This is a genomic window from Croceibacter sp., from assembly GCF_002716225.1.
Lineage (GTDB): Bacteria > Bacteroidota > Bacteroidia > Flavobacteriales > Flavobacteriaceae > Croceibacter > Croceibacter atlanticus.
The window spans coordinates 1-15,151 of the sequence record NZ_PAZX01000009.1; the positions used below are offsets into that span (position 1 = coordinate 1).

Sequence of the window (15,151 nt, forward strand, 5' to 3'; positions counted from 1 at the left end):
ACGGTTAAGCCCGCCAGCGCCGATGGTACTGCTATCCAGTGGGAGAGTAGGTCGCCGCCTTTCTTGACTCCCCTTCCTTTATTGGTAGGGGAGTTTTTTGTTTATGATTTTATGAAAAAAAGTATAATTAAATCTCTCCAATTCACATTAAATAAATCTAAAGATTTATTAATACAAATAGATTCAGATAGTTATATAAATAATACTGTTGGTCCTTTTTACTCTAGTGTTGGTTCTCATATTAGGCATACATTAGATTTTTTGAATTGCATTTTAAACTCAATTGAAAATAACAATGATATAGATCTTACACTTAGAAATAGAGATGAAACTATTTCAAAAAATAAACATAAAGCAATAGAAGAAGTAGAAACTATAAAGAATAGATTAGACAATATAAAGAATATTGAAGATGTAGTATGTGTTATTGATGATTGTGGTACAGGTAAAATAGGTATTAATTACACACTGGAATCGATATTAGCCCAAGCAAATAGTCACACTATACATCATTTTGCTAGTATTTCTTTTATATTGCATCAATTAAAGATAGATTATGAGATTAAAGGGTTTGGTTATAATCCTACTACACCAATTCCCAAGAGAAAAGGTATTTAATTAAAAAATGCTTTAATTAAAACTTTTAAGCCTACTGAAATTAATAATATTGCACCTATCATAATAATTAGTCCTATAACAAGTATATATACATATAAAGGATGATCTTGGTTATTGAATGAACTATAAACAATACTAGGTCCTAAAAATATTAATGGTAATGAACTTGCTAAGTATTTAATTCCTTTATAAAGGAGTTCTTTATTAGTTTTCATTTTTATTTATTACATTAATAACTTCCCTTACACTTCCATATTTAGTTAATAAAGTTCTAGCCTTTTCTTGAGTACAATTAGTATTTTCAACAACCATTTTTATTGCTCTTTCTATAAGCTTGTTGTTGCTTAATTGCATATCTACCATTCTATTATTTTTTACATAACCCAATTTTATCATTACTGAGGTGGAAATCATATTCAAAATTAATTTTTGAGCTGTTCCTGATTTCATTCTAGATGATCCTGATAAAAATTCTGGTCCTAAAGATACTTCAATAGGATAATTTGAATAATTAGAAAGTGGACTATTTAAATTACATGATATACTACCTGTTGTAATTTTATGTTCTAAACAAACTTTCAATGCTCCTATTACATAGGGAGTAGTTCCAGATGCAGCAATTCCTATAACTATATCTTTAGATGTGATATTTTTTTTCTTTAAGTCTTTCCAACCTAATTCTGTATCATCCTCCGCAAACTCAACAGCTTTTCTCATCGCTTTATCACCACCAGCCATTAAACCTATTACTAAATTATGATCTACACCAAAAGTAGGAGGGCATTCACTAGCATCTACTATGCCTAATCTACCACTAGTTCCTGCACCTATATAAAATAGTTTCCCACCTTCACTTAGTTTTTTAGTTATTATATCTACTAATTTTTCAATTTCTGGAATAATTTTTTCAACTTCAAAAGCTACTTTTTTATCTTCATTATTAATATTAATTAATAACTCTTGTGTACTCATCTCTTCTAGGTTTGAGTATAATGATTCTGCTTCAGTTATTTTAATAAATTCTTTCATTGTATAATATATTCTACTTCATCAATTTCTGAAGCTCTAAAAAATCCTAATGGAAAATTACTAGATGTGGTTTGGTTTATGATATTTCCTCTTAAAGTTGCTGGTTGTGCTTCGAAAGGGCCACCTAATTCTGAGTTTGTTTGTGTTAACAATAAAGACATAAAATTATAAAACCTTTCATTTATTCCATAAGATTTTATAGTTACAGTATCACCAACTTGCAGATCCTCTTCTGTATAATAAGCAAAGACTTGATTTCCATTTGTAAATTCATCTTCATAAACTTCTAAAATAGGAAAATCTGTTATGTTAGTCTCAAAACTAAAAAAATAAAAATTTTCTGTTTCTTCTGGATCACTATAATTTGGCTTTATTTCAAAATCTTCACCGTTTATTCCTCCATTATCTGTCTGCTCAACAAAATCTATTGGTATTACTGGAATTAATTGAGTTTCTGCTACATATAATTCATTTTCAAATACAATCTGTAACAGATATGTTTCATTTAACATTGGTTCAAAATCATCTGTTTCGTAAGTGCCTAATGTTTCATTTTGAGAAAATCCGAAAACTGTTCCATTTGTATTACTAATTTGTACTAAAGCATTATCGACAGGAGTAGGTTCACCTGAAAAAAATGGTCGAGTTAAACTTAAATAGATTTCCTGATGATTTCCACTAGTTCCCTTAACCCAATTTAAAGATGCATCAATAACTAATTTTGGTTCGCTTTCATTTAATGAAATATCCACGACATCTTCACAAGAGCAAAGACTAAGAATTAAGATTATATATATTATTTGTTTCATTAAAATTTAAAATTATAACTTATAGAAGGCACTATTCCAAATATTGAAAACCTAACGGCTTCATTAACTCCGGTAGTTCTGTTTTCTCTAAAACTTATACTTGCAGCATTTTTCCTATTATAAAGGTTGTAAATACCAAATGACCAATATGACTGCCAGCGTTTATCACTATTAGGGTTTGGAGTAAACTCTACAGCAATGTCTAACCTATTAAACAGAGATAATCTGTCTGTATTTCGTTCACCATAAACTGGAATTGTTTGTCCTTCATATTGGTATTGAGACGTAGGAAATGTAGTGGGTTGTCCTGTTTGTAAAAGAAAATTTCCACTAAATGTCCATTTATCATTTAATTTATAAGACGTTGTTATAGAAATGTCATGTGTCTTATCATAATTGGTTAAATACCAATTTCCATTTGAAATACCTGGCTCTATTTCACTTCTTCCTGGTGTCTTTTGTTCACTTTTAGAAAGCGTATAAGATAACCAACCTTGAAATTTCCCAAGATTTTTTCTAAACAATACTTCAAGGCCATATGCTCTTGCCTTACCATTAAGAATAACTTGTTCTATAGCATCATTAGCAATAAGATCTGTGCCGTCTATATAATCAATTCTGTTGTTTATATATTTGTAAAAAGCCTCAAACTCTAAGCTGTACTCATTCTCATTAAAGTTTTTAAAATACCCAGCAGCAACTTGATCTACTATTTGGGGTTTTACAAATTTACCACTTGGTGTATATACATCTAATGGAGTAGGAGAGCTTGTATTACTAAGTATATGTATATATTGTGCAATGCGATTGTAACTTAATTTTATAGAGCTTTGGTCATTTAATAAATACGATAGTGAAACTCTTGGCTCTAAATTACCAAAAGATTTAATAATATTATCACGGTTAAAATTTTCTTCACCTACAGGGTCTGCAGATTCATATACACCTTGTTCTTGATTATATATTACAGGTAAATTATTCTCATATGTAAACAATCGATCTTGGCCTAGTCTAAAGAATGCACTATACCTTAAACCATATTCGGCAGTTAGTTTCTCTGTTAAATTGTGTTCTGCAGATAAGTATATTCCGCTTTCTAGGGCATATTTTTTTGTGAGCGTAAATGCATTTATTCCAGAATCTGTTGTAGATGGTTCAATTTCACCTGGATTAAATTCGTATAATGTATTTTGTATCCCGTAATTTAATTTTAGGTCATTATTAATATAGTGGTTAAATCCATATTTAATATTTCCATTTCTTATTCCGCTGTTGTATTTAAATTCTGCTAAATCTAATTCTAACCCATAATAATAATCACTGTATATTACAGATAGGTTAGTAAATACATTATCACTAAATACGTGATTCCATCTAAGATTTAAAATGCTATTTCCATAAACATTCTTAAAACTGTCGTTAAGATTAAATACATCTCTACCAAAATATCCCGAAAGTAACAGTGTGTTTTTATCGTCTAGTTTATAGCTTAGCTTGGTATTTAAATCATAAAAATAAGCCAGGTTTTCGTTATCTGTGAGTTTTAAGAATAAATGCGCATAAGAACTTCTTCCTGCGAGTAAAAATGAGCTTTTTTCTTTTTGAATAGGTCCCTCAACTAATAACCTGCTTGATAAAATTCCTAGACCTCCTTCTGCAGAAAACTTCTTACTATTACCATCTTTTTGATAAATATCTAAAACAGAAGATACTCTGCCTCCATATTTAGAAGGTATTCCACCTTTATATAATTTAATATCTTTTATTACATCCGGATTAAAAATTGAAAATAAACCGAATAAATGTGATGAATTATAAATTGTAGCTTCGTCTAATAATATTAAATTCTGATCTGCTGCGCCACCTCTTACATTAAATCCTGAAGCACCTTCTCCTGCATTTGTAACACCTGGTAAAAGCAGAATCGATTTAATAATATCTGGTTCACCTAATACTACGGGTATTTGCTTTATAGTTTTTATTGAGAGAGAATTAACACTCATTTGAGGAGATCTAATATTTGTACGCTCTACATCTTCTTTAATAACAACTGTGTCTAATGTCTCAGATGATTCAGTTAAGCTAAAATTTAAAGTTGTTTTAGTTGTAATGCTAATATTTTGACTTATAGTGTTGTAACCTAAGTAACTTAAAGTTATTGTGTAATTACCTTCAGGGATAGATATTGAATAAAAACCATATGTGTTAGTAACGGTTCCAGTTTGTAATTCATTAATAATTACATTAACACCATTAAGAGTTTCATTACTAGCAGCATCTCTTATAGTACCATTTAAGGTAAAGGTTGTTTGACCAAATAGGGATAGGTTGGTTAAAACCAATAATAAGAATAATAAATGGCGCAAATTTCTTTTTCACCAAAGATACTAAACAACTTAGTTTATAATCTAAACATTTTATAGTCTTGAGCAGTATTTTTTACAACAGCTTCAGTACGATCAGGATGTGTATCGCTTATAAATAGTTGTCCCAATTCTCCAGTTGAGACTAAAGAGACTATTTGCTCAACGCGTTGTTCATCTAATTTATCAAAAACATCATCTAAAAGTAAAATAGGATTCACCTTACTTTTTGCTTTAATGAAATCGTACTGTGCTAATTTTAAAGCTATTAAAAATGATTTTTGTTGTCCTTGGCTTCCAAACTTCTTAATCTGGTGGTTCTCAATTCCAAAATCTAAATCATCTTTGTGAGTACCAACCGTTGTATATTGGCGTTGTAAATCTTTCTGTAAGCGCTCTTCAAATAAACTAGCTAGGTTTCCTTTTTTAAGTTGACTTTTATAAGAAATAGTCACTTGTTCTTTGTTATTGCTAATTGTTTGGTAGCGTTCTTTAAATATCGGAATAAAACTTTCTAAAAATAGTGTTCTAGTCTCAAATATCTCTGAGGCATAGTTACTTAACTGTTCATTATATACCTCGAGTGTTGAACTTTCAAAAGTTCTATTTGCAGCAAAATATTTTAAAAGAGCATTTCGTTGTGCAAGTACCTTATTATAGCTTATTAAGTTATCCAAATAAGTTTTATCGTTCTGAGAAATTATACCATCCATAAATTTACGTCTAGTATCGCTACCTTCAGTAATAAGGTCTCTATCTGCAGGAGATATAATAACTACAGGTAATAAGCCTACGTGTTCACTAAAACGTTCATATGCTTTGCTGTTTCTTTTAATTACTTTTTTTTGACCACGTTTTGCACTCACAACAATTTTTTCTGTACGGTCTTGCTTAACAAACTCGCCATCTATAACGAAGAAATCTTCATGATGTTTAATATTTTGGCTCGTTATAGGGTTAAAGTAACTTTTACCTAAAGAAAGATGATATATACTGTCTAAAACATTGGTTTTACCAATACCATTGGCGCCAACCAAGCAATTAATCTTAGAATCAAATTCAAAAGTTTCAGATTCAAAATTCTTATAGTTTATAAGAGATAATTGTTTTAAATGCATAAAAATATGAGGATCAATAGTAAATTAGCTAATGAAGAGGTTATCATATCCTGTTGACAACTTGTGCAAAGTACCAAAAAATGAATGTAATTACACTTTTTAATCTCAATAAAAAGTTTATTTTTGCGCCACAATAAAGTAAATTATGGCAACATATAAGAAGCGTGGATACAAACCTAAGAACAAGGAAGAGCGCGAAGAACAAGTAGAAGATCAGTCAACAACTGCAGAAGTTTTTAACTCTTTAGATGAAGGAGCAAATAAAACCGAAGAGTTTGTTGCAAAAAACCAAAACATCATTTTAATTGTAATAGGTATTATTGCAGTAGTGGTACTAGGTTATTTGGCCTACGAGCGTTTTGTGGTAGCACCTAATGAAGAAGCTGCTACTAATGAAATGTATCAAGCACAGAGCTATTTTGATGATGCATTAATAGCACCATCTACTACAAAAGATTCTTTATTTAACTTAGCTCTTAATGGTGGTGAAGGTAAGTATGGTTTCTTAGACATTGCAGACGAGTATAGTAGTACAGATGCAGGTAACCTTGCAAATTACTATGCAGGTATGGCATACCTTAATACAGGAAAATATAAAGAAGCTATCTCTAGCTTAGAAGATTTTTCTAGTGACGATTTAATTTTAGCACCATTAGCTAAAGGAGCTATAGGTGATGCATTTTTACAATTAGACCAAACTGAAGAAGCTTTAGGTTATTATGAAAGTGCTGCTAAAATGAATGCAAATGAATTTACAGCACCTAAGTTCTTACTTAAAGCTGGTATTACAGCTATCGAGTTAGGTAAGGCAGATGTAGCAGTAAAACATTTAACTGAATTAAAAGATAAGTACGAAACATCTACTGAAGCTTCTCAAGTAGCAGTATACTTAGGGCAAGCTAAAGCAATGCAAAACTAAATCTAGAAGATATTTATGGCAACAGCCGGAAACAATCTATCAGAATATAATAAAGAGACAATCCCAAACGCGAAAAACTTCAAGTTTGGGATTGTTGTTTCAGAATGGAACGACCATATTACAAATAACCTCTTTCAAGGAGCTTTCGATGCTTTTATGGAGCATGGTGTTTTAAAAGAAAACATTGTACGTTGGAATGTACCTGGTAGTTTTGAGCTTATTTACGGCTGTAAAAAGCTACAACAAAGCTTCGAGATGTTAGATTGTATTATTGCTGTAGGAAGTGTAATACAAGGCGAGACAAAGCATTTTGACTTTGTTTGCCAAGGAGTAACAAACGGAATAGCACAATTAAATATAGAGAGTGATATACCTACTATTTTTTGTGTATTAACAGATAATACCGAGGAGCAGTCTATAGCTCGTAGTGGTGGTATTCACGGTAATAAAGGTACAGAAGCAGCAATCGCAGCCATTAAAATGGCGCAACTGCGTAAAGATGCAAAGTTTTATAAAGAGTAATATATTATAATAGTATATGCAAAAGGCTAACAGTTACTGTTAGCCTTTTTTTATTTACTTTTTTATAGCTTTTTCATAGGTTTCTATCCATTGTGAAACCGTAAACTTTTGAGCAAGTTCTGCAATAAGTTCATACGGGATATCATTCATTCGTTTAAAACGAATACAGCTTTTACCCATATCTAACTTATATTTAGAATGCTTGGGATATTCATTCACAAACCAATTATGTATCGTTTTATCGGCATATATACCAGAATGATATAAGGCAACAAAGTTTTTCTGAGAGGCTATATTAATAAACGGTAAGGCCAATTTAGGATCACAATGATAACCATCAGGGTAAGTTGATAATGGCACTACAAATGCAAGCATACCATAACCTAGTGTTTCTTTAAAACCAGTTGGTAAATTTTCTTTTATAGTATCTCTTAATTTTTTTACAGCAGCTTGACGATCTTCAGGTAGTTTAGAAATATAATCGTCTGGAGAGTTAGCTTCAATTTTCATTTTAAATATTACTTAAGGAATTCTATTATTAACTATTTATTTTCTCTATTCTATTTGTAGGAAATTACGTTCATTCAATTTATGAATATTTTCAAAACTAACATTCATCAAATTTATATTTTAATAATTTAGATGAATTAAAATAGCAGGTTGTATCACTTATAATAGTAAGTAGGTTATTCTTAAAGTATACCTCTAGCTTTAATTTCTAAGTATTTATTAATGGTATTTACAGTAAGATCTTGTGGTGGTGTTAATACAGATTGTATACCGTGTTTCTGTAACTCTTTTTGCATTAGAACCTTATCTGATGCAAATTGTGATGCAATTGTTTTGTGATAAACATCACCAATTGTAGTAGCATCCTGATTAATCAATTCTTTTAATTCTGTATTTTCAAAAAAGATGACTACTAGTACGTGTTGTTTAGCAATGGCTTTTAAATAGGGTAGTTGTCTTTGCAATGCAGTGATGTGCTCAAAATTTGTATAAAGAAGTAATAAGCTACGTTGTGTTATTTTTCGTTTTATATGTGCATAAAGCAGTCCGAAATCAGAATCTAAAAATTTTGTATTTACGTTATATAAGCGTTCTAATACTAAACTTAAGTGTGTTTTTTTAGATAAAGCTTTAACAAAATCACTCAAAACATTGGAGAAAGTAAGTAAACCAACTTTATCATTTTTCTTTAAAGCAACATTACTAAACGCTAATGAACTATTTATTGCGTAGTCTAATAATTTTAATCCTTCAAAAGGCATTTTCATTACTCTACTTGTATCTATTACAGAATAAACAGGTTGAGATTTTTCATCTTGAAATTGATTAACCATTAATTGGGCTTGTTTAGCTGTAGCTTTCCAGTTTATGGTTCTAACATCATCTCCAGTAACATATTCTTTAATTTGCTCAAACTCCATTGTGTGACCTATACGCCTCACTTTTTTAAGTCCTGTTAAAGCCAATCTATTATCTATGGCTAGAAAATCGTATTGCCGCATTTGTATGAAAGATGGATATACTTTTACCATCTGTTCATTATTAAATGTAAACCGTCTTTTTACAAGATTAAGCTTTGTGCTAACATAACAGTTTAAATGTCCAAAATGATATTCACCTCGATCTACAGGCTTTACCAAATATTCAAATGATTTATTTGAATTTGGTTGTACAGTAATATTTTTATTGAAATCTCTTTTTTGAAACTGAATTGGTAACTCATCTACTACTGCTACATCTATTTTAAATTTATAGTTGTTTTTTAGAGTAACTGAGACTGGATTTTCATCACTATTTGAAAATTTATCTGGTAAAAGGCGATTTGCTATCATGCCAGAACCCTTATATAAAGCAACAACATCTAATAAAAAAACAAGACATAACGCTAAGACAATTAACCAGGCTATTGGATAGAGTAGAGGTACCCAAAACGACACTAAAAATATAGCTGATATGGAAAACAACACATAAAATACGCGCTGGTGAAGGTATAAGGATTTAAAAAATTGAATCACTTATCGAGGAATTTCTACAGATTGTGAAATCATGGTAACAACTTGTTCTGTTGTCATACCTTCCATCTCTCGTTCTGGAGAAAGTATAATACGGTGTCTTAAGACTGGAAATAAAGATTTTTTCACATCATCTGGTGTTACAAAATCCCTTCCTTGTATTGCTGCAAAAGCTTTAGAAGCTGTCATTATAGCTAAAGAGGCTCTTGGTGAAGCGCCTAAGTATAAATGAGGATGATTTCTTGTTTTAGATACTATAGTTGCTATGTAAGAAAATATCTTTTCCTCAATTATAATATTTTGAATGTGGTCTTTGTAGGTTATTAGTTGCTCAGGACTTAAAACTGCATTTATTTCTGAAATTGCGTGTACAGCTTTCCTGTTGTGGTGAGTCTTTAAGATGGTAATTTCATCATCTAGGTTAGGGTAATCAACTGTAATTTTAAATAAAAACCTATCTAACTGTGCTTCTGGCAATGCGTATGTACCTTCTTGTTCAATAGGGTTTTGGGTTGCTAAAACCATAAATGGTGGTTTCATTTCATAGGTATTGCCATCAATAGTAATTTGGCGTTCTTCCATAACCTCGAACAATGCAGCTTGAGTTTTGGCAGGCGCTCTATTTATTTCATCTATTAGTACAATATTAGAAAATATAGGACCTTGTTTAAATTCAAAGTCAGAAGTTTTCATATTTAAAACCGAGGTTCCTAAAACATCACTAGGCATTAAATCTGGTGTAAACTGTATACGGCTAAACTCTGTTTTTAACGTCTTAGCAAATAATTTTGCAGTAAGTGTCTTAGCAATACCAGGTACACCTTCAATTAACACATGACCGTCAGATAGTAATCCAACAATAAGTAATTCAACAAAATCATCTTGACCTACAATAACTTTAGACAATTGTGCTTTTAAAGCTTCAATTGCTTGTTGAAGTTCTTGTAGAGGAATTCTTGAATTAAACTCTAGGTTATCTTGGGCTGTTTGTTCTTTAGAATCTGTAGGTAAGTTTTGGTCTTCCATAAATGGTTTATAATTACAGAGCCCTAAATTAAGAAAGTTTAGCTAAAGTTGTTTAGCCATTTGCCTTGAACCTTCATTACCTGTTCAATTACATCTCTTACACATCCTTTTCCACCATATTGATGAGATACATATTTAGAAATGGCCTTAATTTCTGGTACAGCATCTTGTGGGCAGCATGGTAACCCAACCATATGCATTGGGTAACTGTCTGGTATATCGTCTCCCATATAAAGTACCTGTTCTCTCTTTATATTGTCTTTTTCCAGGATAATATCTAATTGCTCGGCTTTATCGGTAACTTTTAAAAACACATCAGAAACATTAATAAGTTTAAGTTGCATGCGTAAACCTCTAATATCACCGTGAGACATAAAACAAACTTTATAACCTTCACCAATAGCACGCTCAATGGCATAACTGTCTTTAGCATGAACTTGTCTTAGTAACTCTCCTTGAGAGCTAATGAGTAGTGAGTTTTTTGTGAGCACACCATCTACATCAAAAATAAATGTAGTTATGTTGTTTAAAAGCTCTTTATAGCTTGTTTCCATAGTAGGTTAGTATATGTAGAGTTAATTGTTTGTATACGTCTTTATGCTTAGTGTCCTTTAGCTGTTCTAGGTGAGATTGTATGGTTTCTTTATCTCCTCGTTTAGCAGGTCCTGTCTGTACATTTTTTGGAGACTGCAATGTTGCTTTTAAAGCAGTTTCGGTAATTAATGGGTGCAGGATTTCAAAAGGAACATTATTGGTATCACACAAATCTTGAGCAACTGTAAACATATAATTACTAAAGTTGTTTACAAATACTGCACTCAAATGTAGTGATTTACGTTGTTTAGAGTCTATATAATATACTTTATTAGACAACGCATTTGCCAAAAGGTTTAATTGCTCTAAGCTTTTTTTTGAATTTGCCTCTATACAAATTGGAACTTCTTGAAAATTAACCTCTAAATCTTTGGAAAAACTTTGTAAAGGATAAAACACACCATAATTAGTGTGCATAGCAACTTCATCTAATGGTTTTGCACCAGAAGTATGTACAACTATACCATTTTTTGTCTTTAGTTTTTGGGCTAGGTTGCCTATAATATCATCATTTACAGCTATAATATATAAGTCTGCTTCTTTAATGTCTTCTATATGTGTGGTGGTTTCAACATCTTTAAATACCTCTAAGTTATCTTTAGACCTGTTATAAATTTGTTGCAATGTTATAGTCTCTAAAGACCGCAAACTTTTATAGAGATGAAATGCCACATTACCAGCACCTAAGATAACTACAGAAAGTTTAGAATTCTTCAAAATAAAAAGTATTGGTACAGCAAACGTTAAGACTACCTAATTAGACTTCAATATTATTAAAATTACGACAGAAATGCCTTAAATTTGCACGGATTTTAAAGAACTTCTCCGCTATGCAAAATAAATTATTGAGCATCCTTTTTTCAACACGTTTAATGGCCTTACTTTTTATCGTTTTTGCGGTAGCAATGGGTGTAGGTACTTTTGTTGAAAGTTATTACAGTACAGAGACCGCAAGGCAATACATTTATAATGCACATTGGTTTGAGGTTATCATGGTATTATTTGCCATAAATTTCTTCGGAAACATTTTTAGATATAACCTTCACAAGAGAGAAAAGTGGTCTACACTATTATTACATATGTCTTTTGTACTTATTATAGTTGGAGCAGGAATTACACGTTATATAGGCTTTGAAGGTATTATGCCTATTAGAGAAGGACAAGCCACAAATAAATTTATGTCTGAAAAAACCTTTTTAACTTTTATGATAGATGGTGAGGTAGATGGCGAAGCATTGCGAAGACGTAAAAGTGAAGAGCTATTACTAGCACCTAAAGGAAATAATGACATTACAATAAACACAGATTTTAAGGGCGATCCTATTTCTTTTAAGGTAGTTAATTACATTCATGGTGCAGAAGAAGGTTTTAGAGAAACAGAAGATGGAAGTAATTATATAAAAATTGTAGAAGCTGGTGGCGGTAACCGTCACGATCACTTTATTAAGGAAGGCGAAGTTGTAAGTATTCATAATGTTCTTTTTGCTTATAACAAACCAACAGATGGCGCAATAAATATTACAGTACCAGAAGATGGTAGTGATTACCTTATAAAAACCCCTTTTGAAGGTGATTTTATGAGAATGGCAGATCAATTTAAAGGCGAAGTTTTAAAAGATTCTGTTCAGAAATTAAACCTGCGTTCGCTTTATAATGTTGCTGGTATGCAGTTTGTATTTCCAGATCCAGTTGTAAAAGGAGAAGAAGGCATTGTTGAAACTGAGCAAAAATCTAAAGGGCAGGCAGATGCTGTAACATTAGAGGTAAAAGCTAATGGAGACACAAAGAATATTCAATTATTAGGGAGTAAAGGACGTATGCCAGACCCTAAGAAATTAGAAGTTGGAGGCTATGATATTTACCTAAGCTATGGTAGTAAGGAATATGAACTTCCATTTGCTTTAATGCTAAAAGATTTTGAGGCTAAAAAATATCCAGGAACAGAAAACAATCCCACACCAAGTTACCAATCTTTTAAAAGTAAGGTAGACATTGTTGACGATGGTGAAAGCGTTCCTTATGAAATCTATATGAATCACGTATTAGATAAAGATGGCTATCGCTTCTTCCAAGCTTCTTTTGATGCCGATGAAAAAGGAACAATCTTATCTGTTAATCACGATTTCTGGGGTACGTGGATTACGTATATCGGGTACTTCTTATTATACTTAGGACTTATGCTAATTTTATTTGATAAAGGTTCTCGTTTTGGCCAACTAAAGAAAATGTTGGATAAAGTAAAAGCTAAAAAACAAGCGTTAACAATTTTACTTGTGCTAAGTACAGCTTTAGGCTTTGCACAAACTACAGATGATGGTCATGACCATAGTGACCCTAATCACGTACACGAAGATGTACAAGAAATAGATCAAGAACGATTAGACTCTCTAATTGTAGCCAATGCAGTAAGCAAAGAACACGCAGAAGAGTTTGGTAAGATGATTATACAAGATGCTGGCGGTCGTATGAAACCAGCAAACACTTATTCATCAGAGCTTTTAAGAAAGTTAAGTAAGGCAGACTCGTACAATGGTCTTACTAGTGATCAGGTTCTTATAAGTATGTTAGAGAACCCTACAGTTTGGTATAATATTCCATTAATACATGTAGAACGTAAAAACGATTCAATTCGTCATATTACAGGTGTAGATGAAGATGCTAAACTACTACCATTAGCAAAATTCTTTGATGCAACAGGAACATATAGACTGGCACCTTATTTAGAAGATGCCTATCAAGCTCAAAACCCTACATCATTTCAAAAAGATTTTATAAAAACAGATCAAAAGGTAAACTTGCTTTACAGTGCTTTAGAAGGAGATTTATTAAAAATATTTCCAGTTCCTGGAGCAGAAAACAACAAATGGGTAAGCTATCCAGAATTAAAGGAACATAGCTTTACGGGACGAGACTCGGTATTTGCCTATAATGCGCTACCAATTTACTTAACAACATTAAGACAAGCTAAACAAACGCAAGGTTATGCTCAAGCAACTGAGGTCTTAGAAACAATTAAAAAGTTTCAAAGCAATCATGGTGCAGAAATTATGCCTTCAGACCAAAAGGTTAAAACAGAAATATTTTATAATAAGTACGATGTCTTCAGGAATTTATTCTGGATGTTTATGCTTGCAGGTCTAGTAACTCTACTGTTTGTAATTCTTAAAATATTTTATAATAACAAGTTTATTAATAGCTTGGTATTAATTGGTAAAATTGCCATTATCTTACTATTTATAATACATACTGCCGGCTTAATAGCACGTTGGTATATTTCTGGTCACGCACCTTGGAGTGATGCTTATGAGAGTATGATATATGTGGCTTGGGCTACTATGTTCTTCGGCTTGGCTTTTGGTCGTAAAAGTGATTTAACTTTAGCGTCTACAGCATTTGTAGCTTCAATGATATTAATGATTGCTCATTGGAATTGGATGGATCCTGCAATAGCTAACCTTGTACCTGTATTAGATAGTTATTGGTTAATGATTCACGTTGCTGTAATTGTTGGTAGTTATGGACCATTTACATTGGGTATGATATTAGGTGTTGTTTCACTATTGTTAATGATTTTTACCAATTCGAATAACAAAGCTAAAATGAAACTTAACATACGTGAGATAACCATTATTACAGAGATGGCACTTACAGTTGGTTTAGTAATGCTTACCATAGGTAATTTCTTAGGTGGACAATGGGCCAATGAAAGTTGGGGACGTTATTGGGGTTGGGACCCTAAAGAAACTTGGGCATTAATTAGTATTATGGTGTATGCATTTGTGATACATATGCGATTAGTACCTGGTTTAAGAGGTCGCTGGTTTTTCAACTTTATGTCTATCGTTGCGTTTGCAAGTATCATGATGACGTATTTTGGAGTTAACTTTTACCTTTCTGGATTGCATAGTTATGCAAGTGGAGATAAAGTAATAACTCCAGATTTTATCTACTACTCAATTGCAGTGGTTGTTATTTTAGGAGCTTTGTCTTATTGGAAATATAAAAAGCACTATTATAAAGGAGATTATAATAAATAGTTTAAAGTAGAAATAGGAGAGTGTTTGGGCATCAGAAAATAGAAGCTTAATAACTATTGTTATTTATAGAACATCTTATTTAACTTTCTGCTTAA

General features: G+C 31.6%; 14 protein-coding genes. 4 read left to right on the forward strand and 10 right to left on the reverse strand.

The window, feature by feature from the left end; translation table 11 throughout:
* Window positions 1–618 (forward strand): hypothetical protein (locus CL818_RS06650; RefSeq protein WP_286972409.1); only part of this gene is annotated, 618 nt, incomplete at its 5' end.
* Here CL818_RS06650 and CL818_RS06655 read toward each other — a convergent pair.
* The 5 genes from CL818_RS06655 to recF are packed head-to-tail and all read right to left on the reverse strand — an operon-like array spanning window position 615 to window position 5,937.
* Window positions 615–833: a DUF6095 family protein gene (locus CL818_RS06655; protein WP_286972411.1), complete on the reverse strand. Its 219-nt coding sequence runs from the start codon at window positions 831–833 to the stop codon at window positions 615–617. The two genes, CL818_RS06650 and CL818_RS06655, sit on opposite strands and share 4 nt — an antisense overlap.
* On the reverse strand, window positions 823–1,647 hold the full coding sequence (murQ, locus tag CL818_RS06660) for an N-acetylmuramic acid 6-phosphate etherase (RefSeq protein WP_286972413.1): 825 nt from the start codon (window positions 1,645–1,647) through the stop codon (window positions 823–825). Before murQ ends, CL818_RS06655 begins: the two co-directional genes overlap by 11 nt.
* The gene (locus CL818_RS06665) at window positions 1,644–2,456 is read right to left on the reverse strand and encodes a DUF4249 domain-containing protein (protein WP_286972415.1); all 813 of its coding nucleotides are present in this window, start codon (window positions 2,454–2,456) and stop codon (window positions 1,644–1,646) included. Before CL818_RS06665 ends, murQ begins: the two co-directional genes overlap by 4 nt.
* Window positions 2,456–4,822, reverse strand: a complete 2,367-nt coding sequence (locus CL818_RS06670) for a TonB-dependent receptor (protein WP_502692219.1) — start codon at window positions 4,820–4,822, stop codon at window positions 2,456–2,458. The genes CL818_RS06665 and CL818_RS06670 overlap by 1 nt, the downstream gene beginning before the upstream one ends.
* Window positions 4,823–4,857: 35 nt before the next feature.
* Entirely contained in the window at window positions 4,858–5,937 is a 1,080-nt protein-coding gene (gene recF / locus CL818_RS06675; protein WP_286972417.1) for a DNA replication/repair protein RecF, read from the reverse strand.
* A 145-nt stretch (window positions 5,938–6,082) separates the two neighbouring features.
* On the opposite strand from recF, the gene CL818_RS06680 reads away from it, so the two are divergent.
* Both CL818_RS06680 and ribH read left to right on the forward strand, forming a co-directional pair.
* Complete coding sequence (locus CL818_RS06680; protein WP_013187699.1) at window positions 6,083–6,856, forward strand: tetratricopeptide repeat protein; 774 nt, start codon at window positions 6,083–6,085, stop codon at window positions 6,854–6,856.
* A gap of 15 nt (window positions 6,857–6,871) precedes the next feature.
* Entirely contained in the window at window positions 6,872–7,378 is a 507-nt protein-coding gene (ribH, locus tag CL818_RS06685; RefSeq protein WP_286972419.1) for a 6,7-dimethyl-8-ribityllumazine synthase, read from the forward strand.
* 54 nt (window positions 7,379–7,432) lie between these two features.
* Here the strand turns inward: ribH and CL818_RS06690 are convergent, their stop codons facing one another.
* The 5 genes from CL818_RS06690 to CL818_RS06710 all read right to left on the reverse strand — a co-directional run bounded on the left by CL818_RS06690 (window position 7,433) and on the right by CL818_RS06710 (window position 11,736).
* Window positions 7,433–7,888: a DUF1801 domain-containing protein gene (locus tag CL818_RS06690; protein WP_286972420.1), complete on the reverse strand. Its 456-nt coding sequence runs from the start codon at window positions 7,886–7,888 to the stop codon at window positions 7,433–7,435.
* A 182-nt stretch (window positions 7,889–8,070) separates the two neighbouring features.
* Window positions 8,071–9,399: a DUF58 domain-containing protein gene (locus tag CL818_RS06695; RefSeq protein ID WP_286972514.1), complete on the reverse strand. Its 1,329-nt coding sequence runs from the start codon at window positions 9,397–9,399 to the stop codon at window positions 8,071–8,073.
* A gap of 3 nt (window positions 9,400–9,402) precedes the next feature.
* The gene (locus CL818_RS06700; protein ID WP_013187703.1) at window positions 9,403–10,425 is read right to left on the reverse strand and encodes an AAA family ATPase; all 1,023 of its coding nucleotides are present in this window, start codon (window positions 10,423–10,425) and stop codon (window positions 9,403–9,405) included.
* A gap of 38 nt (window positions 10,426–10,463) precedes the next feature.
* Window positions 10,464–10,979 carry a KdsC family phosphatase gene (locus tag CL818_RS06705; protein WP_013187704.1) on the reverse strand — a complete coding sequence of 172 codons (516 nt, stop codon included), beginning with the start codon at window positions 10,977–10,979 and terminating at the stop codon, window positions 10,464–10,466.
* Complete coding sequence (locus CL818_RS06710) at window positions 10,963–11,736, reverse strand: Rossmann-like and DUF2520 domain-containing protein (protein WP_286972422.1); 774 nt, start codon at window positions 11,734–11,736, stop codon at window positions 10,963–10,965. Before CL818_RS06710 ends, CL818_RS06705 begins: the two co-directional genes overlap by 17 nt.
* A gap of 113 nt (window positions 11,737–11,849) precedes the next feature.
* Between CL818_RS06710 and CL818_RS06715 the strand changes: the two genes are divergently transcribed.
* The gene (locus CL818_RS06715; protein ID WP_286972424.1) at window positions 11,850–15,056 is read left to right on the forward strand and encodes a cytochrome c biogenesis protein; all 3,207 of its coding nucleotides are present in this window, start codon (window positions 11,850–11,852) and stop codon (window positions 15,054–15,056) included.
* Window positions 15,057–15,151: the final 95 nt, after the last annotated feature.

Excerpts from the sequence above, each read along its gene's own strand:
- CL818_RS06655 (WP_286972411.1), bottom strand. The coding sequence starts at position 833 with ATGAAAACTAATAAAGAACTCCTTTATAAAGGAATTAAATACTTAGCA.
- murQ (WP_286972413.1), bottom strand. The coding sequence starts at position 1,647 with ATGAAAGAATTTATTAAAATAACTGAAGCAGAATCATTATACTCAAAC.
- CL818_RS06665 (WP_286972415.1), bottom strand. The coding sequence starts at position 2,456 with ATGAAACAAATAATATATATAATCTTAATTCTTAGTCTTTGCTCTTGT.
- recF (WP_286972417.1), bottom strand. The coding sequence starts at position 5,937 with ATGCATTTAAAACAATTATCTCTTATAAACTATAAGAATTTTGAATCT.
- CL818_RS06680 (WP_013187699.1), top strand. The coding sequence starts at position 6,083 with ATGGCAACATATAAGAAGCGTGGATACAAACCTAAGAACAAGGAAGAG.
- ribH (WP_286972419.1), top strand. The coding sequence starts at position 6,872 with ATGGCAACAGCCGGAAACAATCTATCAGAATATAATAAAGAGACAATC.
- CL818_RS06690 (WP_286972420.1), bottom strand. The coding sequence starts at position 7,888 with ATGAAAATTGAAGCTAACTCTCCAGACGATTATATTTCTAAACTACCT.
- CL818_RS06700 (WP_013187703.1), bottom strand. The coding sequence starts at position 10,425 with ATGGAAGACCAAAACTTACCTACAGATTCTAAAGAACAAACAGCCCAA.
- CL818_RS06705 (WP_013187704.1), bottom strand. The coding sequence starts at position 10,979 with ATGGAAACAAGCTATAAAGAGCTTTTAAACAACATAACTACATTTATT.
- CL818_RS06715 (WP_286972424.1), top strand. The coding sequence starts at position 11,850 with ATGCAAAATAAATTATTGAGCATCCTTTTTTCAACACGTTTAATGGCC.